The 22,385-nt window shown below is 53.3% G+C and carries 23 protein-coding genes and 1 riboswitch; of the genes, 9 read left to right on the top strand and 14 right to left on the bottom strand.

Features of this window, described 5'->3' with window-relative positions; translation table 11 throughout:
* Nucleotides 1-126 precede the first annotated feature (126 nt).
* Nucleotides 127-2,208, bottom strand: coding sequence for a ferrous iron transport protein B (gene feoB / locus aalo17_RS04035; RefSeq protein WP_236940506.1), 2,082 nt, complete (start codon nt 2,206-2,208; stop codon nt 127-129).
* The gene (locus aalo17_RS04030; protein WP_203225844.1) at nt 2,201-2,431 is read right to left on the bottom strand and encodes a FeoA family protein; all 231 of its coding nucleotides are present in this window, start codon (nt 2,429-2,431) and stop codon (nt 2,201-2,203) included. Before aalo17_RS04030 ends, feoB begins: the two co-directional genes overlap by 8 nt.
* Nucleotides 2,432-2,540: 109 nt before the next feature.
* On the opposite strand from aalo17_RS04030, the gene aalo17_RS04025 reads away from it, so the two are divergent.
* Nucleotides 2,541-2,912 carry an ArsR/SmtB family transcription factor gene (locus aalo17_RS04025; RefSeq protein WP_082743238.1) on the top strand — a complete coding sequence of 124 codons (372 nt, stop codon included), beginning with the start codon at nt 2,541-2,543 and terminating at the stop codon, nt 2,910-2,912.
* On the top strand, nt 2,909-3,682 hold the full coding sequence (gene yaaA / locus aalo17_RS04020) for a peroxide stress protein YaaA (RefSeq protein ID WP_067555878.1): 774 nt from the start codon (nt 2,909-2,911) through the stop codon (nt 3,680-3,682). The genes aalo17_RS04025 and yaaA overlap by 4 nt, the downstream gene beginning before the upstream one ends.
* 99 nt (nt 3,683-3,781) lie before the next feature.
* Here the strand turns inward: yaaA and aalo17_RS04015 are convergent, their stop codons facing one another.
* Genes aalo17_RS04015 through aalo17_RS03980 form a run of 8 tightly spaced genes read right to left on the bottom strand, consistent with a single transcriptional unit; the run spans nt 3,782 to nt 11,913 of the window.
* Complete coding sequence (locus aalo17_RS04015; protein WP_067555875.1) at nt 3,782-4,792, bottom strand: Gfo/Idh/MocA family protein; 1,011 nt, start codon at nt 4,790-4,792, stop codon at nt 3,782-3,784.
* On the bottom strand, nt 4,789-6,195 hold the full coding sequence (locus tag aalo17_RS04010; RefSeq protein ID WP_067555872.1) for a sensor histidine kinase: 1,407 nt from the start codon (nt 6,193-6,195) through the stop codon (nt 4,789-4,791). The genes aalo17_RS04015 and aalo17_RS04010 overlap by 4 nt, the downstream gene beginning before the upstream one ends.
* Complete coding sequence (locus tag aalo17_RS04005; RefSeq protein ID WP_067555869.1) at nt 6,192-6,851, bottom strand: response regulator transcription factor; 660 nt, start codon at nt 6,849-6,851, stop codon at nt 6,192-6,194. The genes aalo17_RS04010 and aalo17_RS04005 overlap by 4 nt, the downstream gene beginning before the upstream one ends.
* Before the next feature lie 18 nt (nt 6,852-6,869).
* Nucleotides 6,870-8,207: a phosphoglucosamine mutase gene (gene glmM / locus aalo17_RS04000; RefSeq protein WP_067555867.1), complete on the bottom strand. Its 1,338-nt coding sequence runs from the start codon at nt 8,205-8,207 to the stop codon at nt 6,870-6,872.
* Nucleotides 8,200-8,982, bottom strand: coding sequence for a CdaR family protein (locus aalo17_RS03995; RefSeq protein ID WP_067555864.1), 783 nt, complete (start codon nt 8,980-8,982; stop codon nt 8,200-8,202). The genes glmM and aalo17_RS03995 overlap by 8 nt, the downstream gene beginning before the upstream one ends.
* Entirely contained in the window at nt 8,975-9,904 is a 930-nt protein-coding gene (gene cdaA / locus aalo17_RS03990) for a diadenylate cyclase CdaA (RefSeq protein WP_067555861.1), read from the bottom strand. The genes aalo17_RS03995 and cdaA overlap by 8 nt, the downstream gene beginning before the upstream one ends.
* 49 nt (nt 9,905-9,953) lie before the next feature.
* Nucleotides 9,954-10,727: an HAD-IIB family hydrolase gene (locus tag aalo17_RS03985; RefSeq protein ID WP_067555858.1), complete on the bottom strand. Its 774-nt coding sequence runs from the start codon at nt 10,725-10,727 to the stop codon at nt 9,954-9,956.
* A gap of 43 nt (nt 10,728-10,770) precedes the next feature.
* Nucleotides 10,771-11,913 carry a M20 metallopeptidase family protein gene (locus aalo17_RS03980; RefSeq protein WP_082743236.1) on the bottom strand — a complete coding sequence of 381 codons (1,143 nt, stop codon included), beginning with the start codon at nt 11,911-11,913 and terminating at the stop codon, nt 10,771-10,773.
* 100 nt (nt 11,914-12,013) lie between these two features.
* A riboswitch (Lysine riboswitch) is annotated at nt 12,014-12,182 on the top strand.
* A gap of 58 nt (nt 12,183-12,240) precedes the next feature.
* Here aalo17_RS03980 and lysA point away from each other — a divergent pair.
* Genes lysA through dapD form a run of 5 tightly spaced genes read left to right on the top strand, consistent with a single transcriptional unit; the run spans nt 12,241 to nt 16,607 of the window.
* Nucleotides 12,241-13,536, top strand: coding sequence for a diaminopimelate decarboxylase (lysA, locus tag aalo17_RS03975; protein WP_067555855.1), 1,296 nt, complete (start codon nt 12,241-12,243; stop codon nt 13,534-13,536).
* The gene (gene dapF / locus aalo17_RS03970) at nt 13,533-14,330 is read left to right on the top strand and encodes a diaminopimelate epimerase (protein WP_067555852.1); all 798 of its coding nucleotides are present in this window, start codon (nt 13,533-13,535) and stop codon (nt 14,328-14,330) included. The genes lysA and dapF overlap by 4 nt, the downstream gene beginning before the upstream one ends.
* On the top strand, nt 14,327-15,211 hold the full coding sequence (dapA, locus tag aalo17_RS03965; protein WP_067555850.1) for a 4-hydroxy-tetrahydrodipicolinate synthase: 885 nt from the start codon (nt 14,327-14,329) through the stop codon (nt 15,209-15,211). The genes dapF and dapA overlap by 4 nt, the downstream gene beginning before the upstream one ends.
* Complete coding sequence (gene dapB, locus aalo17_RS03960) at nt 15,208-15,921, top strand: 4-hydroxy-tetrahydrodipicolinate reductase (protein ID WP_082743235.1); 714 nt, start codon at nt 15,208-15,210, stop codon at nt 15,919-15,921. Before dapA ends, dapB begins: the two co-directional genes overlap by 4 nt.
* A gap of 2 nt (nt 15,922-15,923) precedes the next feature.
* A complete protein-coding gene (gene dapD / locus aalo17_RS03955) occupies nt 15,924-16,607 on the top strand; it encodes a 2,3,4,5-tetrahydropyridine-2,6-dicarboxylate N-acetyltransferase (protein ID WP_236940530.1) in 684 nt (227 codons plus the stop codon).
* A 182-nt stretch (nt 16,608-16,789) separates the two neighbouring features.
* Here the strand turns inward: dapD and aalo17_RS03950 are convergent, their stop codons facing one another.
* From aalo17_RS03950 to aalo17_RS03935, 4 genes are all read right to left on the bottom strand, one after another.
* On the bottom strand, nt 16,790-17,482 hold the full coding sequence (locus aalo17_RS03950) for a LytR/AlgR family response regulator transcription factor (protein WP_067555847.1): 693 nt from the start codon (nt 17,480-17,482) through the stop codon (nt 16,790-16,792).
* 1 nt (nt 17,483) lies between these two features.
* The gene (locus aalo17_RS03945; RefSeq protein ID WP_158507707.1) at nt 17,484-18,482 is read right to left on the bottom strand and encodes a DUF2804 domain-containing protein; all 999 of its coding nucleotides are present in this window, start codon (nt 18,480-18,482) and stop codon (nt 17,484-17,486) included.
* 549 nt (nt 18,483-19,031) lie between these two features.
* Nucleotides 19,032-20,384 (bottom strand): IS110 family RNA-guided transposase, encoded by a 1,353-nt coding sequence (locus aalo17_RS03940; protein WP_067554667.1) that lies wholly within the window; start codon nt 20,382-20,384, stop codon nt 19,032-19,034.
* Between the two features lie 298 nt (nt 20,385-20,682).
* Nucleotides 20,683-21,609, bottom strand: a complete 927-nt coding sequence (locus tag aalo17_RS03935) for an ROK family protein (protein WP_067555840.1) — start codon at nt 21,607-21,609, stop codon at nt 20,683-20,685.
* A 148-nt stretch (nt 21,610-21,757) separates the two neighbouring features.
* On the opposite strand from aalo17_RS03935, the gene tnpA reads away from it, so the two are divergent.
* Together tnpA and tnpB are read left to right on the top strand one after the other, a co-directional pair.
* Nucleotides 21,758-21,922, top strand: coding sequence for an IS66 family insertion sequence element accessory protein TnpA (tnpA, locus tag aalo17_RS12790; RefSeq protein WP_158507705.1), 165 nt, complete (start codon nt 21,758-21,760; stop codon nt 21,920-21,922).
* 71 nt (nt 21,923-21,993) lie between these two features.
* Complete coding sequence (gene tnpB, locus aalo17_RS03930; RefSeq protein WP_082743233.1) at nt 21,994-22,332, top strand: IS66 family insertion sequence element accessory protein TnpB; 339 nt, start codon at nt 21,994-21,996, stop codon at nt 22,330-22,332.
* Nucleotides 22,333-22,385: the final 53 nt, after the last annotated feature.

Below are 22,385 nucleotides of genomic sequence, written 5' to 3'. Positions count from 1 at the left end.
CCTCTTTCTCCAGGACAGACCAAAGGTGTATGTTTACACGCCCGAAAAAAGACCTCCGGGGCTGAATCCGGAGGTCCTGTCAGTTTGAAAATCACCCGGCTGTCCTGTTTCAGCAGCCGAAGCCCGTCAGAACAGCAGGGATCCGATCTGCCAGGTGACGAATGTCAGCAGCCACGCCACACCAAGCTGAAAGGCTGCGCCTGTGACCATGGTCCGCACTCCGCCTTCCCGGCGAATCGTCGCCAGCGAAGCCAGACAGGGCACATAGAGAAGACAGAACAGCATCATGCACCAGGCATTCAGCGGGCCAAAGCCGATACCCAGGAGTTCCTGGTGAAGCTGCTGCATGCCACCGAAGCTGTTGACATTCGCAATGCCGAACAGCACCGCAGTGCTGGATACAACAACTTCCTTGGCACTGATCCCCGCAAGCAGGGCCACGGCAATCTGCCAGAACCCCAGACCGCAGGGAATCAGGATCCATGCCAGACCCCGGCCCAGTGTCGCCGCAAAGGATACACTTACGTCATCTGTCAGACCAGAGGGTCCCAGATGCATCAGGAACCACAGAAGGATGCTTGCCACAAAAATAGTGGTTCCCGCTTTTTCCAGGAAATCCTTCACCTTGTCCCAAACGTAGACATAGATCGTATACGCGGAAGGCCGTTTGTAGGCCGGCAGTTCAATCAGGAGCGGCTGGACCTGGGCCGATCTGTCTGTAATGTGCAGCAGCCAGGTCACTGCCAGCGCCACCAGAATCCCGATCAGGTACATGGAATACGCCGCCCACATCGCATACTGACCAAAAAACATACCGGAAAACAGGATGTAGATCGGCAGTTTTGCAGAACAGCTCATGAAGGGCGTTACCAGCATCACCCGGAACCTGTCTTTCCAGGACTCCAGTGTGCGGCTGGCCATGATGGCCGGAACCGTGCAGCCAAACCCCAGGACCATGGGGATGAACGCCCGGCCGGACAGACCCAGGTGTTCCATAATGTCGTTCATCACATACGCCACCCGGCTCATATACCCGGAATCCTCCAGAAACGCAAGAGCGATGAAGAGGATCGTTACATTGGGCAGGAACGTCAGAATGCCTCCAACTCCGGAGATGATGCCATCGCATACCAGGTTGATGACCCAGGGGGATGCGTGCATGGTTTCGAGCAGCGTGCCGACTCCCTGCGTGAACCAGTCAATCAGCGTTTCCAGCCACCCGGAAAGCCAGTCCCCCACATTGAACGTGAGTGCGAACACGAGCCCCATGACCGCCAGGAAAATCAGAACACCCCAGAACGGCCGAAGCACCACATCATCCACTTTGTCGGTGAAAGAATCGCTTGCTTCCTTCCCCAGCAGCACCTCCGGCATGATTTTTTCAATTGTATCGTATTTCCCGTTGATGATGCGGTCACCGAAATCCGGGGTTCCTTTGGCCAGATCCGGATATCTGACCATGATTTCCGGATCGTGCTCCAGAAGCGCCAGAGCCGCAAACCGGGGATTGTCTGTACCAGCTGGCAGCCTTTGCTCCAGATCATGGATGCAGTCCTCGATATCCGGTGCATATTCCGTCACAAACTCCAGCTCCGCTTCCCGGTCCACCGCCCTTGGCCGGTGGTTGGAGGCATCTGCATCTTCGTACTGATGCAAAGCTGCGTGCAGCAGAGTCCGAAGGCCCTTCTTTTTCCGGGCCACGACCGGTACCACCGGAATGCCCAGGAGCTCCTGAAGACGATGCAGATCCAGGTCGATGCCCCGTTTCTCCACGATATCCATCATGTTCAATGCCAGGACCGCAGGTTTGCCGAGTTCTATGAGCTGCAGGGTGAGATACAGGGACCGTTCCAGGCTGGAGGCATCGGCCACATCAACGACCACATCCACCTGGTCCGAAAGAATGAACTGCCTTGAAACCTGTTCTTCCATGGTGAAGGAAGACAAAGAGTAGGTCCCGGGCAGATCCACCAGACGGATTTTCCGACCGTGGCTTTCGATGGCTCCCTCCACCCTCTCCACTGTCACCCCCGGCCAGTTTGCCACTTTCAGGTTTGCACCTGTATAGGCATTGAACAGTGTGGTTTTCCCGCAGTTCGGATTGCCGATGAAAGCAATCGTCAGCTCCCTGGAAGATGCATCAGGTTTGCTGTTTCCCGGAGAATGCGGCTTCATCCAGGATTCGCTGCGCTTTCTGTCCTCAGACATATTCCACTCCAATCTGGTCGGCCATGGCTGAACCCAGGGCAAACCGGGTTCCCCGCAGGTTGATCACCAATGTCCCGGACCGTTTTTTCTGCAGAACCGTGACCTGTGTACCGGGGATCATCCCCAGTGCCCGGAGTCTGTGCTGTCTGGCAGAATCCAGGTCAATGGCAAGTACCCGGGCGCTTTCTCCCGGCTCAATGTTCGTCAAAGTCAAATCTATCACCGCTGAAAGTATACCATGGCTAACTGACTGCTGCCGGATTCTCACTGTCCTGCGGCGGATCCCCCGCTGATTTGCTGTGATGCCTGCCGGATTTGTTATAATGAGGGACATGAAAAACACACAAAGCCCCGATCTCTTCCCATATGAAATACAGGACACCCAGGCCGTGTCCCGGGCCCTGAACCACATGCCCTGTCAGGATGACATTGTAGGCCTGGCTGCATTTTACAAAGTCATGGCCGACCCGACGCGCCTCCGCCTTTTGACGGCACTGGAATCCGGGCCTCTTTGTGCCACAGATCTGGCCAATGTGGTTCAAATGTCGCGCAGTGCCGTCTCTCATCAGCTCAAGGCGCTGAAAGATGCGCATCTGGTCAGAAGCGAACGGGATGGAAAAACCCTGCTGTATTCCCTGGACGATGATCATGTCGCCAGCATCCTCTGTGTGACCTGCGAGCACCTGCAGGAGGGCGACAAATGAAGATCCTCCTGTCACCGGCCAAAAAACTCATTCAGGATGATACCCACGGACTTGCCATGACCACACCCCGGTTTGAGTCACAGGCACAGACGCTGCTGGAAGAGCTGCAGTCTCTGTCCTATGAGGAACTCAAGGCACTTTACAAGGTATCTGACAACGTGACCCGGCCCATGTACGACCATTACCAGGCGCTGAAAGAAGGAAGAGAAACGGAACGGTATCCCGCCATTGTCATGTTTTCCGGCATTGCCTACCGGTATATGGCTCCCGGGGTCTTCACAGATGACATGCTTGCGTATATCAACCGCCACCTGCTGATACTCTCCGGGCTGTATGGAGCCCTTTCCCCGATGGATGGGATCACACCCTATCGTCTGGAGATGGGGACAAAAGGACCGTTCAATCTCTACAGGACATGGAAGGAACCGCTGAAGGAACTCCTGCCTGAGTCCGAGGAAGTAATCAATCTGGCCAGTGCGGAATATTCCCGGGCGGTCCGCCAGTTCCGCCCCGTGACAGATGTTCACTTTCTGCGGCCAAAAAACGGAAAGCTCCAGGAGACGGCAGTGTATGCCAAAATGGCCAGAGGCGCCATGGTCCGGTGGATGGCCGCGGGCAATGTCCAGACTTCCGCGCAGCTGCAGGGATTCAGCGAACTTGGGTACCGGTATGATGCCTCGTTGAGCAGTCCGGATTCCCTGGTATTTGTATATTCCGAGGAGCCCGAAGAACCGGATGCCACAGCCGGTCTTGTGCCGGTGGACCGCTGATACAGACAGCCGCTGCCACAGACAGCCGCTGGTACAGACAAAAAGCTGCAGCTTTGCCGCACATGGATCGTGCAGCAGGCTGCAGCTTTTTCTGAAGTATCAGGCAGTCTGCCGGCAGACTTCCGCTCCTGGCCGGGGATCCAGTGTATCCAGGATATCCATCACCCGAAGCGTCTGCGCCATTGCTTCCCGATAGGCGGATTCATCGTTTTCCTCCATGATCCTGGCAAATTCCATGACTTCATAGACCATGTGATTTTCATCCTGGATGATGCCGATATCCGCAGACAGATCTTCCTCTGTTTTCCCGATCATGTCTCCCTTCAAAGGGACAAACCGCAGGTTCTGTACACGACCAGGGCTGGACTGAACCATCAGCGTGCCTTTCTCGCCTTCCACGAGGACACAGTTGGGTGCACTGCAGTTTTTGGCCTGTGTCAGGACAGCATGTTTGTCCTGCCATCCAAGGATCACCGTACCATCCAGGTCGACGCCATTGTATCCCCGCTGCGTGACCATCTGCATTGTGTCCGGCATACCATAGAGTCCGGTCACAAAATGCAGGTTGTACACACCCAGATCCCGAAGAGCTCCTCCGTCATACGCCGGATCAAATACATTCGTCACCTGACCATCCAGATACGACTGATACCGGGAAGAGTACTGGGAAAAGCTGCAGTTGATCACCCTTGGCTGCCCGATCTTTTCCAGATTCGCTTTCAGCAGTCTGTAATTGGGTGTGTAGAGCGTCGTGATGGCTTCAAAGATCCGCCTCCCGTGTTTTTCCGCCGTTTCAAACAAGTCGACTGCCTGCTCCCGGGTGGAAGTGAACGGCTTTTCGCAGATCACATCGTGACCTGTCTTTAAAGCCCGCCTGGCCTGTCCGTAATGCAGGGAGTTGGGACTCGCCACATAGATTGTGTCAATGTCCGGATCCTGCAGCATGGATTCCAGATCCGAATAGGCTTTTTTTACCCCATGCCGGTCCGCAAACTCCCGGCCCTTTGCCGCTGATCGGGAACAGACTGCCACAACGGGATGCCCCGCCTGTTGCAGAGCCGAGATCATCCGTTCCGTGATGACACTTGTGCCTATGGTTCCAACTCTCATTTCCACTGACTCCTTCTCTTCGCTTTTCCCTGCTCTTCCATTACAGGTCTGTAGATCCTGAAGCATACGCCGTCATCCAGGTTGTATCCCTGCACAAGGTAGTTGTTCGCTTTTGTGACCTTGGATACGATGGACAGCCCCAGACCGAATCTGCCGCCTTCGCCTTTTTCATACGGGCGGAACAGGGTATCGATTCTGTCTTCCGGCATCTTGGGACCATCATTGGAGATGCGCAGATCGTTTTCCCTGACTTGTATTTTGATGTAGGTTTTCGCATACCGGAATGCATTCTCCATGATGTTTTCAATCGATACACGCCAGGCCTCGATGAGTCCGTCGAAAAACACCTCTTCCACATCGGTGATGATTTCAATCTCCGGTCGGATCACGGCAGAGTTCAGCACCACCTGTTCGACCACATCCTTCATATTCGTGACCACCCCGCTCGCATCACTGCTGACCAGGTATTCAACACGGTTCAGGTACAGCAGGTTGTGGACTTTTTCCTCAAGCCGCTGCGCATTGTGCAGGATCACATCCACACTGGAGTCCAGGTCTCCATAGGGATAGATCCCGTCCTTGATGGATTCGGAATAGGACTTGATGGTCGCAATCGGTGTCTTGAGATCGTGTGAGATATTGTGGATCATTTCCTCCTTGGCCTTGTCCTGGCGGGAAAGCTCATCCTTCATCGTCACGAGCTCATCTGCCAGATCCCCGATTTCATCCCCGCGGTTGATGTAAAGATCCACGTCCTTGCCCTGCTTGATCTGACTGATGTAGCTTCGAATCTGGTTCAGCGGCCGGATGATGGAGAACACCCAGATCAGCGTGGCCATGAGCATCAGAAAAAACACGATGATGATGACATAGACCGTGGAATTGATCAGCGATTCCCTGAACTGGCTGGCATACAGGTCATTCATGTACGTGACCAGGATCATGGGACCGGCTGCACCCGGCAGTTTTTCCATCCGGTAATAATATGTGCGGCCATCCTCCTGATACATGCCGCTTCTCACTTCCTCCGGCACAGCCTCGAAGAGACTGTCTGCCTGTGTCAGAAGGTGTTCCTGGATCCCGGATTCCTGCTCCGGCATCCGGCTTGCCATGATGATTTTTCCATCCTGCACAAGGAAGCTCGTCTGAGTCTCATCCGCCTGCAGGTAGGCACTCAGGTATTCCCGGTCCTCTGTGTCTGTATCTCTTGTGAGAACCGTTGCAATGGGTTTCTGGTCGCTGGCCATCATGGTGTACATCAGGTCCGTGATGGTCCTGTCGATGGAATCCGAGATGAAAAACGCGAAGAAGGCAGACAGAAAAATCAGCATGATCACGATCATGCTGAAAACCTGCTGCGTGAGGGACATCCTGGTGAACCAGGGACCTTTCTGCCCTTTCATCCCAGCCGGTATCCGTACCCGTAAATCGTATGGATATTCAGGTTGGGAAGCTTCTTCCGCAGCCGCCGCAGGGTGTCATCCACCACCCGGTCGGAACCGAAATAGTTCTCATCCCAGACATTTTCCAGGATCTTGTCCCTGGAAAATGCGATCCCCTTGTTTTTGATGAACATCATCAGCAGATCGAACTCCTTGGTCGTCAGCTCGATTTCCACATTGTCGGCATAAATCTTCCGCTGAACTTCATCCAGCTCATATCCATCCACCGCAATCCGGTTGCTGTTGTCCTTGTAGGCCCGCTTGATGATGTTGTTGACACGCAGAACCAGTTCCTTGGGGGAGAACGGCTTGGTGATGTAGTCATCCGAGCCTTTTTCCAGGCCTATGATCCGGTCAAATTCCTTGTCTCTGGCAGACATGAAAATCACCGGCGTGTCGGGATCCCGGAGCCTGATTTCCTCTATGAGGTCAAATCCGCTCTTGTCATCCAGCATGATGTCCAGGATCCACAGATGCACGTCGTCATCTCCGGCATGGGCGCTGGCTTCTTCATAAGTATAGTAGGAATGGACTTCATATCCCTCCTTGCGCAGGTATTGCGCCACCAGGTTGTTGATGTCCTTTTCATCCTCTACGATGCTGATCACTCGCTTCATGCAGGTGCCTCCTTTGCGCTAAAACCCGTTTTCTTCCAGATAATCCGTCACCGTCTTCACACAGTCACGGCAGATATCATCCGTTGCGGCTTCTGCCATCACGCGGACCAGCGGTTCGGTTCCCGAGGGACGGACCAGGATCCGGCCATTTCCCTGCAGTGCAGCTTCCGCCCGGGCAATCACCTCCCGGAGCCCCTCGTCCTCCATGACCGCATTTTTGTCCCGGACGCGGACATTCACCAGTTCCTGGGGATAGATGAACAGTCCATCTGAAAGCTCCTGGACCGTCTTTCCCGTACGTCTAAGTGTCTCCAGAAGCTTCAGCGCCGTCAGCAGTCCATCGCCGGTCACCATGTTTTCATAGAAAATAATGTGGCCTGACTGTTCGCCGCCGATCAGGTACCCGTTTTTCTCCATCTCCTCGAATACATATTTGTCACCCACCGGCGTCTGAATGTAATCGATTCCCGAGGCTTCCAGACCTTTGTACAGACCCAGGTTGGCCATCACGGTGGTCACCACCATGTTGCCCCTGAGCTTTCCCTGCTCCTTCATATCCCGGCCGACAATGTAGAGTATATAGTCGCCGTTCACGAGTTCCCCATCGCTGTTGACCGCAATGAGACGGTCGGCATCTCCGTCAAACGCCAGACCCAGGTCGCATCCGTTTTCGCGGACAAACGCCTGCAGGGCTTCCGGATGTGTGCTGCCGCAGTGCAGATTGATGTTGATGCCGTTTGGCTCATCCCCTATGGCCAGAACTTCCGCCCCCAGATCCTGCAGGGTGCGAACGGCGGTGCTGGTGGCCGATCCGTTGGCCAGGTCCACCGCAATCTTCATGCCCGTGAGATCTTCATCCACCACGGATTCCAGCCAGCGGATGTAGAGGTCAAGGCCTTCGGGCCAGCACTGGAAGGTTCCAACTGCTTCACCGTGAGCCACAGGAATTTCCGTCAGTCCATCCATATAGGCTTCGATGGACAGAAGCAGTTCTTCTTCCATCTTCTTTCCTTCGTGATTGAAGATCTTGATGCCATTGTCGGTATAGGGATTGTGACTGGCAGATACCATGATCCCGCAGTCAAAATCCGACCTGTTGACCAGAAAGGAAACTGCCGGAGTCGGACAGACGCCCAGAAGCTTCACCTCGGCGCCGGTGCTGACAGCCCCTGCTGCAAGCCCGAGCTCAAACATATCCCCGGACAGTCTTGTGTCTTTGCCGATCAGGATCCTTGCATGGTTTCTCTGCTGTCCATAATACCAGCCCAGATACTGGCCGATGCGGACAGCCATGTCCAGCGTCAGGTCCTCATTGGCGACACCGCGGACGCCATCCGTTCCAAAATATTTACCCATTGGGATTCTCCTCCTTCTGCGCAGCCTTCACCGTGGCAGTCACTGTCTGCGGCTGCATTGTGACTGTGATTTTATCTCCATTTGCATTGTATGCCGCAATCACGGCTGAAACCGTAAAGTCTCCGCTTTGCCCGGATGCATCCACCAGCGCCTTGACTGTCCGGATGGCATTGAGTTCATTGGGAGAAGCGGTGATCCTCACTTTCGTCTGATCCAGGACCGGTGTCTGGAAATCCGACGCCTTCTGTCCGCTGCCCAGCAGCAGCTCAGGCTTGATGTCGAAGGTTCGTGTCTGTTTCTGGATGATATTGATGGAGCACGACTCCGGATTGACCGTGACTGACAGCGAATCCGGAACTCCGGAAACAGTCAGCGGGACTTCATTGCGGCCTGGCCCGAAACTTGTCAGGTTGGCGGTCACGGTCACGTTGGACTGCTGTGAGCGGAACACCTGGATATCGGCCGGTGTTCCCGTGACGGTCAGATCGGCCGTGTTGGGAAGACCTTCCACCTTGTATTGTTCTTCATCGATCCGGACCTCGACCGGAATGCCCGAAACATTCAGTGTTGTCTGGCTGCCGTTGACGAACATGGCTGACAGATCTTCGAAATTCACCGAAATGCAGATGGCCACAGCCGCCATCACGCTCACCGCCAGACTGGCCCTTTTGTTGTAGACAATCTGGTCAAAGAGCTTGCTGACCCAGTTCACAGCTGTCTTGCAGAACCGCCGCAGCCAGCGCATGGACCGGGAGACCCGTTTTTTGTCACTCATGTCTGTCTTTGCCTCCCGCATTGTACAAATCATCCACTTCAAGCGGCTTGATGCGTTCGTCCCTGGGTTTTTCCTGATGCAGATCCCGCCTGGGAATGTTGAACCCCACCTTCCGGGCTGTATTCAGAACAGGCTCCATGCTGAATGCCGCCTCTTCTTCCGGAGCTGCCAGCTTGTTCATCAGAAAGCGGTGCAGTGCATCCGGGCTGTACTGCGTCAGCTGTCCGCGCATGGCGACGGAAATCGCTCCGGTTTCTTCGGATACGATGATGGTGATGGAGTCCGTGATTTCGGAGATCCCCACAGCTGCCCGGTGTCTGGCACCGTAGCGTGTCGGAAGGTCCCTGGCGGTGGGCGGAAAATAGGCTGCAGCACAGGCGATTTTCACGCCCTGAATGATCACCGCTCCATCATGCATCGGGGTGCCGTACTGGAAAATGGTCCCGAGCAGCTCGCTGGAAACTTCGGCATCCATGGTGATGCCGGTCTCGATGTAATCCTGCAGGCTCTGGGTCATCTGAATGGTGATCAGAGCTCCTGTCTTTGTTCTTGACATGGCGGAACAGGATTCCACAAGTTCGTCCACCATGCCGGAAATCTGGGAAACAGACACATTCTGGGAGAAGATGGCCGTTGTCTTTCCGACTTTCTCCAGCATGCTCCGGATTTCCGGCTGAAAGAGAATCAGCACCGCGACCACGCCCCAGTTCAGGAAGGTGTCTATGAGCCAGTTCAGCGCATGGAGTCCCAGCGCCAGGGCAAGCAGCTTAATGAGAATGACCACCAGGATCCCCTTGAATATCTGGATGGTCCGGGAATTGTTGCGGATGATGCGCAGACCTGAATACAGGACGGTGCTCACTGCCAGAATGTCCAGAAGCAGCTGCAGCCAGATCCAGACATCATTGATTGAAAAATCCATATCTGTCCCCCTTCATAAATCATGCTGCCCTTGCAGGCAGCGTGACAGTTCAGGCCAGCAGATCGCCGACCAGTTCGCTCAGTCCCGTGCAGGTGCGGGAAGCCTGTGCCTTGACTGCTTCCGGCGCAGTCACGATGGCTGCACTGTTGGGGACAGCTTCGATCATGGGCAGGTCATTCCAGGAGTCTCCCAGCACATAGACGTCTTCTTCATCCACATCCGCCCAGGAAAGGGCAAACTGCAGACCTTCGCCTTTGTTGACGCCCTTTGCCACAACATCCACACAGGTGTTGTTCGGATAGGCTGCCAGATGATCTCCAAAGAAGTGATTGATCTGTTCCGCCATGTCTTCCGCTGCCTGCGAATCCGTCATGGACACCACGATCTGGCAGTAGCGCGGCAGAGACAGCGCCTCATCTTCCGGAAGGTCAGCCTTGACACCCGGATACCTGGGATCTTCCAGCTGCGGATTCACGCAGATCTTGTGACGCGCCATGCCGTCATTGACCATGACGCTGCACACATCGTCCATCTCTTTCATGGCATATACCAGGTCAATGGCCGTGATGGTCTCCATATAGTTCTCCGACAGACGGCGTCCGTCTCCGTCGAATACAAGTCCGCCGTTGTTGCAGATGATGAAATCCGGATTCAGGTCGTACTTGTCCAGTTCCCGATGGATGGACAGACCGCTGCGTCCGGTCACAACAGCAAACAGATTTCCCGCCTCTTTCCAGCGCCTGATTGCATCAAGATCCTCCGGCATCACATCTCCGTATCCGTAACAGAGGGTGCCGTCATAGTCAGTTGCCAGCAGTTTCATTTTTAATACCGTTCCCTTCTAGAAAACCCTTTGACCTATTTTATCATAATTCTCTGCTGAAACCGCTCTCTTTCCGAGTCATGACATCCAGTACCCTGTTCCAGAAGGATACTCCCTGCACCAGCACCGATGGGGGAACATCAAAATGCGGATCATGCAGAGGAATACCCGTGCCGGTTCCCAGAAAGAAGAACACGGAAGGAACACGCTGCTGGTAAAACGAGAAGTCCTCGCTGATCATCTCCGGTTCTTCCAGCCTGACGAGATCCGGCATGGAGTCCAGCAGCTTCCCGGTGAGACCCGGATGGTTCAGGACCGCCGGATATCCGTCGGAAAAATGAACGCCGATCCTGCAGCCGCTGTGCACCTGCGCATTTCGGGCCATCGACAGGATCATATCCTTGAGGCCCTGGAACACATCCGGTTCAAAAGCCCGGACTGTTCCTTCCAGTCTGGCGCTGCCGGCCACCACATTGCGGATGGTTCCGGCCTGCAGCAGGCCAAACCGCAGCAGTCGAAACACATCGGGAGACAATGCGGCTTCCCTGCGGTAAATGCTGCCGACCAGATCTGCAGCTGTCTGCAGCGCATCGGCCCCTTCCCTGTATTTGGCGGCATGCACGCTGCGGCCTTCAATTGTGATATCCACTTCACTGCTGGCTGCCATCATCGGACCGGGTCTCACACCCACAGTCCCAGCCTCCAGGTTCGGCCAGACATGGAATCCAAAGGCGGCTTTGACTCTGTACTGTTCCAGGATCCCGGTTTCGCAGATCAGCTTCGCGCCTCCCGGGTTCTCTTCACCAGGCTGGAAAATCAGAAGAACGTTGCAGGCGCACTCTGTCCGCTCTGCAAGACTTTGGGCAAATCCGAGAAGAATGCTCATATGCGCATCATGTCCACAGGCATGCATGCGGCCGGGGACAAGACTCGTGCAGGGAGCACCTGTCTGTTCCTGTACAGGCAGCGCATCCATGTCGGCGCGGAACATGAGGGTGGATTCCCGCCCGAAGTCGAACCAGGCCGCCACTGCATGCGGCATTGGTTCAAGGATCTGTGCATCGGTTTTCTCCAGGGCCTGCCGGATATAGGCGCTGGTCCAGGGCAGATCCAGCCCCAGTTCCGGATGCCGGTGGAGATCATCCTTCCAGCCTGTCAGCTGGCAGTCAGTTGTATCTGTCTTCATAAATTTGATGTCTTCCTTTCAGATTCTTTCATTTTCTTGCAAAAACAATGAAAAGACAATGCAGCATTCCTTGAATGCATCTCATGGCTCTGTTACTATTACCGCAGATAGAGGTCGCGGAAGCGACTCCTGCGAGTCCAGCCGGCAGGCGCATGAGACCGCAGGGAGCGCTGCCGCCGAACTGCGTCTTCAGGCATGAAGAGGCGGTGGGCCGCCGGGAGAATATTCCGCGGACTGTCTGCAGATATTGCAGGAGCGCTATCCGAAGGTGGACCGTAAGCCGGCGGATGCAGTTGCGTCCGCCGGCTTTTGTCAAAGGAGATTTGTATGAAACTGAAAATCGCAGGTGTCGAAGCCTCTTCGCTTGCAGCCCGCTTCGGCACACCTGTCTATGTGTATGATCAGGGATCCCTGGAAAACAGGATGCGGGAATTTGCGGATGCCTTCCGTTCTCCTGAATTTGACTGTCATGTGGCGTATGCATCCAAGGCCTTCTGCTGTATTGCCATGATGGAGCTGGTGCAGCGGGAAGGGCTGTGGGCTGATGTCGTATCTGGCGGAGAACTGTATACAGCCGTGAAAGCCGGATTCAACATGAAGCACATCCTGTTGCACGGAAACAGCAAAACCGATGCAGAACTCGAACTGGCACTGGAATCCGGGGTCGGGACCATCGTTGTGGACAATCTGTCCGAAGCCGGACGCCTGGCTTTTCTTGCACAGCATTACCCACAGGCAGGTACCCGCGTGCTGCTGCGGATCAATCCCGGAGTGGAAGCCCATACACACGCCTACATCGTCACGGCAGACATCGACAGCAAATTCGGAATCTCCATCACCCGGCCGGATGAAATCTGTGAAACCTGCCGGATCCTGCATGAATCCCCTGCCCTGACTTTTGCCGGATTTCACGCACACATCGGATCACAGATTTTTGAGCCGGAGGCATTTGCAGCGGAAATCGACAAAGTATGTTCCTTTGCAAAGCAGTTCCAGGACCAGACCGGAATACAGGTTTCCTGCCTGGATCTGGGAGGTGGATTTGCGGCCAGATACACAGACAAGGATGACTGTCCTCCGATCCCTGTGATCTGCAGACAGATTCTGGAAGCTGCTGCCCGTGCAAAGAAACAGTATGGGCTGCAGGTCAAAGAACTGATCATCGAACCGGGCCGCTCCATTGCAGCCGAGGCAGGCTATACACTGTATACCGTCGGCGGCATCAAGGATACTGACCACCGCCGGTATGTGTTCGTGAACGGCGGCATGAACGACAATATCCGCCCGGCGCTGTATCAGGCGGAATATGATGCTGATCTCGCCGACCATCTGAAGGAGCCGAAAGATGAAGTGGTCACCATCGCCGGAAAATGCTGCGAAAGCGGTGATATCATCGCATCCGATATCAGGCTCCAGCATGCAGAGCCCGGAGACATTCTGGCGGTGTATACAACCGGTGCCTATGGTCAGTCCATGGCCTCGAACTACAACCGTCTGGCAGTCCCGGGGACTCTGTTTGTCAAAGACGGACTGGCACACTGGGTCATCCGTCCTCAGACACCGGACGACCTGATCCGGAACGATCTGTCATTGAATCACACGGAGGCTGGTGAAGCCGAATGAACAGAACAGAACTGCCTGTCACGAAATATCACGGCTGTGGAAACGACTTTGTAATCGTTCACGCCAGGGATGTCCAGAATCTGGACTGGCCGCAGCTGGCAGTGGCTCTCTGTGACCGGCATACCGGAATCGGGGCAGATGGCTTCATCGTTGTCTGCACTGATCCCCTGGAAATGGTGTACTACAACCAGGATGGATCCCGGGCTCCCATGTGCGGCAATGGCATCCGGTGTTTTTCTGCCTTCTGCCTGGATGAAGGTCTTGTGCAGGACCAGGTCTTCGATGTTGAAACCATGGCCGGCACAAAAACAGTGGCCAGGCTGCAGGACGGAACGTTCCGGGTGATGATGGGGCAGCCGGATTTTTCCCGGGAAACAATCGGCACTCCCTTCCAGGTGGATCACTACCTGCTCAACGATCATGAAATCACCAGTTTCTTCATGGGTACCATACATACAGTGGTCTTTACGGACAACGCCATGGGAAATATTGAAATCCCCGGGTCCGAAATCTGCCATGCCTCTCTGTTTCCGGAACAGACCAATGTCAATTTTGTCGAAGTGGTGGACTCCGGCCACCTCCGGGTACAAACCTATGAACGCGGATGCGGTGTCACCCTTGCCTGCGGCACCGGGGTCTGTGCCTCCGCCTATCAGGCATGGAGGGAAGGACTGACAGGTCCTCATGTGGACGTGGAGCTCCGGCGCGGATCTCTGCACATAGATATTGAAGACGGTACTGTCTTCATGAGCGGTCCGGCTGTCCGGATCATGAAAGGAGTTTTTTATTTATGACAAGCCTGCCAACAGGGTCCATTGTGGCCCTCGTCACACCGTTCCACGAAGATGGAACCGTCAATACAGAAAAGCTGAAAGAACTGGTGGAATTCCACATTTCGTCCGGTACCGACGGAATCCTTGTCCTGGGCACGACCGGGGAAAGCTCCACCATGACGGAAGAGGAGGATGACCTGGCAGCCGGGGCGGTCATCGAAGCCGCAGCCGGACGCATTCCGGTCATCGTGGGTGCGGGTTCCAACAACACCGCCACACAGCTGGACAAAGCCCGGAAATATGAAAAGATGGGTGCAGATGGACTGCTGCTGATTTCCCCTTATTACAACAAGGCGAACACCGAAGGTCTTGTCCGTCATTTCCAGACTGTGGCTGACGAAGTCAGCATCCCCATCATTCTCTACAACATCCCCGGACGCACAGGGATGTCCATTCCCGTGGACGTTGTGGCCAGACTCAGCACCCATCCCATGATTCAGGGAATCAAGGAAGCGAGCGGCAACCTGTCCTATGCCATGAATGTATCCAGGCTTTTGAACGAGGATTTTGTCATGTATTCCGGGAACGACGACATCATTGTTCCGATGATGGGCGCCGGAGCTTCCGGTGTCATCTCCGTACTTGCAGACATTGCTCCGAAGCAGACCCACGAGATGGTAAAAAAATACCAGAACGGGGACACACAGGGAGCCCTGCAGCTTCAGAAAGACCTGCTGGATGTGATCCATGCCCTGTTCATTGAAGTCAACCCGATCCCTGTCAAGGAAGCAATGAACCTTATGGGGATGGAAGTCGGCGGCTACCGCCTGCCTCTGTATCCCATGGAAGAAGGACACAAAGAGACTTTGAAGCAGTCTCTGCAGGAAGCAGGCCTGCTATGAAGCTGATCATCGTGGGCACAGGGAGAATGGGACAGCTGATCCGCCAGAAAGCCGAAGATGCCGGACATGAAGTGCTGGCCATGGGCGACGTTCTGTCCCCTGGAGATGTTCCGGCGCTCTCGGCAAAGGCCGATGCGATCATAGACTTCTCGCACCCGGACAACCTGGACTGGATTCTTTCGCTTTCCGGCAGTGCCGCTCTTGTCGAAGGAACCACCGGGTTCGACCCCTCACACACAGAGCGGCTTCGGGCAGCCTCAGTCACCCGCCCTGTGTTTTATGCTTCGAACTATTCGCTCGGCGTGGCTGTTCTGCAGAAACTCGCGTCTGATGCAGCGAAAATGCTCAGGGGCTTTGATATCGAAATCGTGGAGGCGCATCACAGCAGGAAAGCAGATGCTCCCAGCGGCACAGCGCTGTCGCTGCTGGATGCTGTAGATCCGGAGTCCTCTTTCGACCGGGTGTATGGCCGTCATGGCCGTCCAGGTCCCCGTACCAGGGAAATCGGCATCCACGCCATTCGGGGCGGTACCGTTGCGGGTGATCATGATGTGATCTTTTTCGGTCCCGACGAAGTCGTCAGGCTCAGTCACCACGCCGGATCCCGGGAGATATTTGTAAACGGTGCTCTGAAGGCTGCGGAATTTCTGCAGAAGCAGCAACCGGGACTGTATACTATGGATGAACTACTGGAGGAAACAGCTGCATGACAATGGTAATGAATGCCGAAGCAATCATCCGCTTCATCTCTGAATCAGAAAAGAAAACTCCTGTAAAGGTGTGGTTCAATGCCGATGCCCCGGTTCAGTTTCCGAACTGCCGGGTGTATGGCCATCTGGTCATCGGAGACTGGAAGGATATCAAACCGGTTCTGGATAGTGGCGCGATTGCTGACTACACCATAGAAAATGACTGCCGGAACAGCGCGGTTCCTCTTCTGGATCTCCTGAATCTGAATGCCAGGATTGAACCTGGTGCCATCATTCGGGATATGGTCTCCATTGGCAGTGGGGTTGTGATCATGATGGGGGCGGTGATCAACATCGGTGCCGTGATTGGGGACAATACGATGATTGACATGAACGCTGTCCTTGGCGGCCGGGCCATTGTCGGACGTCACTGTCATATCGGTGCCGGTGCTGTTCTTGCCGGAGTGGTGGAACCGGCCAGTGCGACACCTGTGGTGATCGAAGATGACGTCATGATTGGCGCGAATGCCGTAGTCATCGAGGGATGTCGCGTGGGGAAAGGGGCGGTTGTTGCAGCCGGTGCAGTGGTCATCGAAGATGTCCCCCCTTATGCAGTGGTTGCCGGATGTCCTGCCACGGTCATCAAAATGAAAGATGCCAGGGCTGCACAGAAAACAGAACTGGTGGATGCACTTCGCAGGCTGTAAAACGCTGAAATCGCGTGCCGGTCAGCCTGGACAGAGAAGAAAAAGGACTGATGGCTGCCGGTCTTGCAGCAGACAAAACCGGGCTGACGTCAGTCCTTTTTTTGACAGTATCGACCGGCTGCATCCATTGCCCACAGGTCTGAGATCCATTGTGGCAGGTACGGGGAACGGCGCCACAGGCATTACACGCGTTCGCCGGATACCGGCACGTCTTTTTCCTGGCGCAGCCTGCGCTTCTGCGCCCGGGACAGCGGGACGAGATCACCTGTTACCAGTTCCACATCTTCTTTGTGCCAGGAGCGTATGTGTTTGCGGTTGACGAGATACGAGACGTGTACCCGCAGAAATCCATAGGGCGAAAAGAGCTTTTCAAGATCTGACATGTTCATCCGCTTGTGGAACACGCCCTTGCGGGTGTGAAACCAGACCATTTTCTCAATTTTTTCCACATAAAATATTTCCTGGTATGGAATGTTGACATGGGTCCCGTCGTAGGCAAGGGTGTAATGGTCGTTTTGAGAAGACTGGGAAACCAGCCGCTGGCTGATGCTGTCCAGACCTGCAGCCAGCGAGTTTTTGCCAAGGTAGAAAATCCGCTCCCTGTCGTCATTCCCTTTGGTCACGAGAGGGTCCTCGCACAGGTAAATGAATACTGCGTCCGGATTATCATGCACAAACACGGACTCCATCCGGGGAGAACGGAACATTTCGTCGAAGATAAATATCTGGTATGATTCTTCCTTCATTTTTCTGGCAAGTTCGCTTGCCTTGAAGTAATGGCGGAAGACCCAGTCATTCTGACGAAACACTCTGGCCAGCAGAAAAACGATTTCCTTCGTTTCCTTTTCATGTTCAAGAATTGCTATCCGAATCATGTCAGTATCTGTTCCTGATGTCTTCAATGGCACATCGCAAATCACGCATCTCGATCTGGCGGCCGTTGTCCAGAATGACAACACCGGTGATTCTGCCAAAGTACTGGTGCTGGTCAGATTCAATCAAAAGCGCGTTGATATGGGCTGTCCTGTCCAGTTCAGGTGTGAATACTGCTTCAAACCGTCCATCTGAACTGGATACAGTCCATGGAAGCATGGGATTATGAGGAATCTCCAGGGTAATGTCATCCAGTTTATGCACAGCCCCATCATAAAATATGACGTTTTCGCTCGCGGCTGAAGTATCTCCAAAGCCATACCCGATGGAGAAACCAAATGGAATCCCGTTCACCTGCGTGGAGCACGTCCCCCAGAGCCAGTGGATGCGGTATGGCCAGACGCCTCTGCCCCGGTCAAGAATACCGGAATCCGTATCTGCATCTAGCCGTTTCACATGCCAGTCATGGACGATGGTGCCTGTCACCGGCATGCAGTTGATCTTGGTATTGTAATAGAATTTCCGTCTGTCAGGCCAGGGAGTCACGATGTTCATGGATTCCCGTGGCTCTTCCAGGAATGTCAGATCGGCACGGAAATCGCTTCCTCTGCCAAACTGCTTCCACCAGCACCACACGTGATGTCTATCCCCTTCAGATGTAAATCGAAGCATCATATCCTTGCCCGTCCAGACAATGACATTCTCCTGCATGAAAGGTGCACCGGCTGGTTTCAGGAGAGTTCGCGTATGGTCTGTGCCTTTTTCAAAATCCAGGAAACTGACGGACGCCATGCGAAGATATCCCAGATCGCTGATGGTAAATGCTGCTGCGAATTCATCTGTCATGACCAGGTAATAATCCCATTCCTTGATTCTGAAACCGGGCGCATGTATCCTGGACCGGTCATAGTTCCAGAGCGGGCGCCGGGCAAATCCAGGGGACAGGACCTGTCCTGTTTCATCCAGAAGTTCTGTGTCTTCTGTCAGAATGGTGTTTTTCATCTTCAACTTCATCAGCCCTTTCCACTGACATAGATTATATCGTCTGAGCTGAGTTTGGTACACTTTTCCGGATGATGACACAGCAGATTGTCACCAGGGCAGATACTCACACATCCTGCTGCTTTGCGTTTCGTCTATGAATGTGAGGCAGACGCAGTCAATCGGGATTCAGATGCCGACAAAGACCAGCCATGTCATCGACAGAGAGTCGGGCCACTGTCCTGATGGAAGCAGAGGAAGGAATGTACGTCAAAAGGATCTGTGAGGATCGGAGACTCGAGAGTTTCTGCTTCCCATGCATGCAGCTGAATCAGGAGAGTCCGTTTCCATGTCCAGACGTCCTGCTGTTCAAAGCGCCCCTGCCTGTATGGCAGAAACAGAGGACAACCCTGATATAAGACTGATCCTCCGTTTGCCTGTTACCGTGAAATCCCGGTTTTTTAATTTGAAAACAATCTTGCGTTCAAAGCTGACAATTGCCAGAGCCACTAAGCATCTACTGTATTAAAAGGCATAGTACCCCCTTTCCCCCAAAAATCGCTTATAAATTCAGGCTGTTATGTATTCTCCTGTGATCGAATCATAACTGTTACCCGCATCATCTTTGATCTCAGAATCATCAAACCCTTTTGCTATCGTTTTGAGGATCTGATGCTCTGTCATCCCCATCGCCTTCAGTGTGCTGACTGTCTTATTCAGTTTCCTGGACTCCTTTTGGACTGAGAGACCTCTTGGTACAAAACAGTCATCACAGTCTTTGGGATGCCATTCCTTCATGTCCGAAAACATGTGGAAGATCGATACGATCACTTTTCGGGCGATCGCGACGATCGCTCTTTTCTTCCCCAGACGCAAACTCAGGATCTCAAATTTACAGCGGTAATATGGATTCTTGGATCTGACAGCTGCCCATGCCACTTCAATCAGAACAGGTTTAAGGTGCTTGCCCCCCTTGGTGATGTGACGGGAATGGATCTTTCCTGCTGATTCGTCACTTCCTGGTGCCAGACCTGCCCATTTGGCTACACGTGAATCCTTCCCAAACTGATCCATCTCCGTTCCAAGCTCAGCGATGATCTTTCGGGCACTTATTTCACTGACTCCAGGTATCGTCATCAGTAAATCGATAGGCTCCTTATGATCTTCACAAGCCTCTGCTATGAGCTGGTCCAGTTTTTCTATCTCTTTCGTCAGTTCATCTATATGGTCCCGGATGATCTTCAGTTTCTCTCTCTGGAATTTATCGAATTCGAGTCCGTGGCAGGCCCGGAGGATATCTTCCTGTGAAGCTTTGCACCGCTTCGACACACATTTCAAAATATCTTCATCTGTATATGATTCTCCTGATAAGATAAGATCGATGATACGGGATGCCGATATTCCCCGGACATTGGAGAAAACCATGTCCAGTTTGTAGTTGTTGACAGTGAGACAATTGATCAGACGGTTATGGTCCGAAGCCCGCTGTTGCACATACTTTTGTCGAAGACGTGTAAGCTCTCTGAGAGTGCGGATCTGTTTGCTCGGGATATAACTGGATTTTGTCATCCCGTTTCGATACAGATCACAGATACGTGCGGCATCCTTGTTATCATCTTTCTCGCCTTTCACCAGAGACAGCCATTTAGGGTTACAGACCCGCACTTCATCCATGGCTGTCTCAAGGACGTTATAGACCGGTATCCAGTATTTTCCGGTCGATTCCATGCAGACATGATGGCAGTCATTCTGCAGGAGCCAGTCCCGCAGGTCTTCCAGATCTGCACGAAAGGTCGAGAACCTTTTTTTTACCGTATTGACCGTTCCCTGATCGCTGGTGCTTTTGATCACAGCGACGACAAAGGATTTATGGACATCAAGTCCACCGGCAACCGGAATAACAGTTTGAGCTACATGGTTCACGGGTGTTCTCCTTTCTGAAAAAAGTAAGGGAGCCTTGTCAGGGATGGAGCGAACTGAAGACATCACTGTCATGAAGACAGATTGCACTTTAATTTACAGCCTCACGGGACTTATGGCAGGTTCGTGGGCATCCCTGTTTTGCAGTTTCTTTCTCTGCTTTAAATCTTTGCAGATAGTCTGTAATTAAAACCGGCGCAATAAAGGCTTCCCTTAAATACATCATAGAGGGAAGCCTTTCAAATGTTATTTCTGTTTTCATCCATGGCAGGTGGCTGACTCAGCCATGAAGTTTCTTTTATCAGGAAGAGACTGTGTCTTCCTCTTTCTGCAGCAGATAGTGTCGAAGGGCACCAATGAGATTGGCATCACTGGAAAACCGGCAGGCTTCCACAATGGGTCTTGTGGCAGGAATGCAGGATGCCTTTCGTTCATACTGGCGATCCATCACCTCATTGAGTGTTTCAATGAGCAGAGGCTGCCGCGAGATTCCGCCGCCGATGGCAATTTTCTCCACATCCAGAATCAGCTGCAATCCCAGAAGTCCTGTGGCCAGCGTTTCACAGAACCATTCCAGTTCATTCATGGCAAGGCGGTCTCCATCGTGTATGGCCTGGAAAAACTGTTTACCATTCATGTTGTCCGGATTCTGGTTTTTCGCCGCACAATACCGGTCGATCATGGATCTTGTACAGTTGATATTCGCCCACGTTCCCGTATAGCCACCTGTTCTGGTATCCCAGTGGACAGGAATACCGGAAAACTCACCGGCAGCAAAATTATGACCCTGCCAGAGTTTTCCATCAATGATCACTGCTCCGCCAATACCGGTACCCAGTGTCAGGATCAATCCGGAGTTTACATCTTCCATGGACCCTTTCCAGAGTTCAGCCAACGCCGCGGCTTTCGCATCATTGAGCACACAGATGGGAAGCGGAATATGATTTCTGAGCGCTTCAGGGAGATTTACACAGTTCAGATAGCCCAGTGCGCCTCCAGTGTGAAAATATCCTGTGGAAGAATCAATTCTTCCGGGAGCGCTGATCACCAGAGCCTCTGGATTGGTATATTCAACGGATTCATAAATTTGCATTAGTGCCCGGATAAAATCGCCCAGGCTGGTGGTCGGTGTCACTGTTTCTCCGGAGATTGAAATGTCTGCATTTTCATCCATTACGGCATACTTTATGGCCGTACCGCCAACATCCACAGCCAGATAGTTTTTCATTTTTTCCCTCTTTCCGCATTGCATTCGCAAGCTGACTTGTCTTTCTGTATTCAGGGTACATTCTGCGTTGGTAAGCGTCAAATCAAGCCCGTCTGGTTAAGAAGCCTCCGATTGTTCAAAATCTGTATGAACAAAGGAGGCTTTTGTTATGACTGATTCCACCAAAGAGAGATGGGAGACCATATTCACAGATTTCGATTTTTCAGGGTTGTCTGCCGTTGAGTACTGCAGGCAGAAAGGAATCAATCTCCAGGTTTTCTACAATTCACGCTGGAAGCTGAAGAACTCCGCTGCCAGATCCAAATCTGCCTGACGTGACCCATTATCCCCGTTTCCTGATCCGGCAGGGTTTGAAATCAGATTCGTTCCGGTCTTCCTGAAGTCATGATCATGAATGCAGCCATCCCGATCGTGCACATCTACAGGGCGTCACGTCCTGTAGATCTTCGCAAGGGGATCGATGGGATCGCCTCCATCGTTCAATCACTTTTACAAATGGACCCCTATGAACACTCACTTTTCATATTTACCAGCGGCAGCCGAAACCGCATCAAGATCCTTTATTGCGATGGTTCTGGTTACTGGTTGATGCTCAAGCGCATGTACGAAGGCCGTTTCAAATGGTGTATCGGATCCTCCGATACCATCACGATTTCAGAGAAACAATTCGCAAGACTGATTCACGGGTTTCCCATATCTGGAGGCAGATACAAATTTGTATGAGCGTTTAAATCGTAAGAATAATCAGATGGCTCTACGCCCCGATACTTTTATCA

The sequence above is a fragment of the Faecalibaculum rodentium genome (assembly GCF_001564455.1).
GTDB classification, from domain to species: Bacteria; Bacillota_I; Bacilli_A; order Erysipelotrichales; family Erysipelotrichaceae; genus Faecalibaculum; species Faecalibaculum rodentium.
Note: the sequence above shows the minus strand (reverse complement) of the source record. Positions and strands in the feature narration are given on the sequence as shown.

Excerpts from the sequence above, each read along its gene's own strand:
- feoB (WP_236940506.1), bottom strand. The coding sequence starts at position 2,208 with ATGTCTGAGGACAGAAAGCGCAGCGAATCCTGGATGAAGCCGCATTCT.
- aalo17_RS04025 (WP_082743238.1), top strand. The coding sequence starts at position 2,541 with ATGAAAAACACACAAAGCCCCGATCTCTTCCCATATGAAATACAGGAC.
- yaaA (WP_067555878.1), top strand. The coding sequence starts at position 2,909 with ATGAAGATCCTCCTGTCACCGGCCAAAAAACTCATTCAGGATGATACC.
- aalo17_RS04015 (WP_067555875.1), bottom strand. The coding sequence starts at position 4,792 with ATGAGAGTTGGAACCATAGGCACAAGTGTCATCACGGAACGGATGATC.
- aalo17_RS04010 (WP_067555872.1), bottom strand. The coding sequence starts at position 6,195 with ATGAAAGGGCAGAAAGGTCCCTGGTTCACCAGGATGTCCCTCACGCAG.
- aalo17_RS04005 (WP_067555869.1), bottom strand. The coding sequence starts at position 6,851 with ATGAAGCGAGTGATCAGCATCGTAGAGGATGAAAAGGACATCAACAAC.
- glmM (WP_067555867.1), bottom strand. The coding sequence starts at position 8,207 with ATGGGTAAATATTTTGGAACGGATGGCGTCCGCGGTGTCGCCAATGAG.
- aalo17_RS03995 (WP_067555864.1), bottom strand. The coding sequence starts at position 8,982 with ATGAGTGACAAAAAACGGGTCTCCCGGTCCATGCGCTGGCTGCGGCGG.
- cdaA (WP_067555861.1), bottom strand. The coding sequence starts at position 9,904 with ATGGATTTTTCAATCAATGATGTCTGGATCTGGCTGCAGCTGCTTCTG.
- aalo17_RS03985 (WP_067555858.1), bottom strand. The coding sequence starts at position 10,727 with ATGAAACTGCTGGCAACTGACTATGACGGCACCCTCTGTTACGGATAC.
- aalo17_RS03980 (WP_082743236.1), bottom strand. The coding sequence starts at position 11,913 with ATGAAGACAGATACAACTGACTGCCAGCTGACAGGCTGGAAGGATGAT.
- lysA (WP_067555855.1), top strand. The coding sequence starts at position 12,241 with ATGAAACTGAAAATCGCAGGTGTCGAAGCCTCTTCGCTTGCAGCCCGC.
- dapF (WP_067555852.1), top strand. The coding sequence starts at position 13,533 with ATGAACAGAACAGAACTGCCTGTCACGAAATATCACGGCTGTGGAAAC.
- dapA (WP_067555850.1), top strand. The coding sequence starts at position 14,327 with ATGACAAGCCTGCCAACAGGGTCCATTGTGGCCCTCGTCACACCGTTC.
- dapB (WP_082743235.1), top strand. The coding sequence starts at position 15,208 with ATGAAGCTGATCATCGTGGGCACAGGGAGAATGGGACAGCTGATCCGC.
- dapD (WP_236940530.1), top strand. The coding sequence starts at position 15,924 with ATGGTAATGAATGCCGAAGCAATCATCCGCTTCATCTCTGAATCAGAA.
- aalo17_RS03950 (WP_067555847.1), bottom strand. The coding sequence starts at position 17,482 with ATGATTCGGATAGCAATTCTTGAACATGAAAAGGAAACGAAGGAAATC.
- aalo17_RS03945 (WP_158507707.1), bottom strand. The coding sequence starts at position 18,482 with ATGAAAAACACCATTCTGACAGAAGACACAGAACTTCTGGATGAAACA.
- aalo17_RS03935 (WP_067555840.1), bottom strand. The coding sequence starts at position 21,609 with ATGAAAAACTATCTGGCTGTGGATGTTGGCGGTACGGCCATAAAGTAT.
- tnpA (WP_158507705.1), top strand. The coding sequence starts at position 21,758 with ATGACTGATTCCACCAAAGAGAGATGGGAGACCATATTCACAGATTTC.
- tnpB (WP_082743233.1), top strand. The coding sequence starts at position 21,994 with ATGATCATGAATGCAGCCATCCCGATCGTGCACATCTACAGGGCGTCA.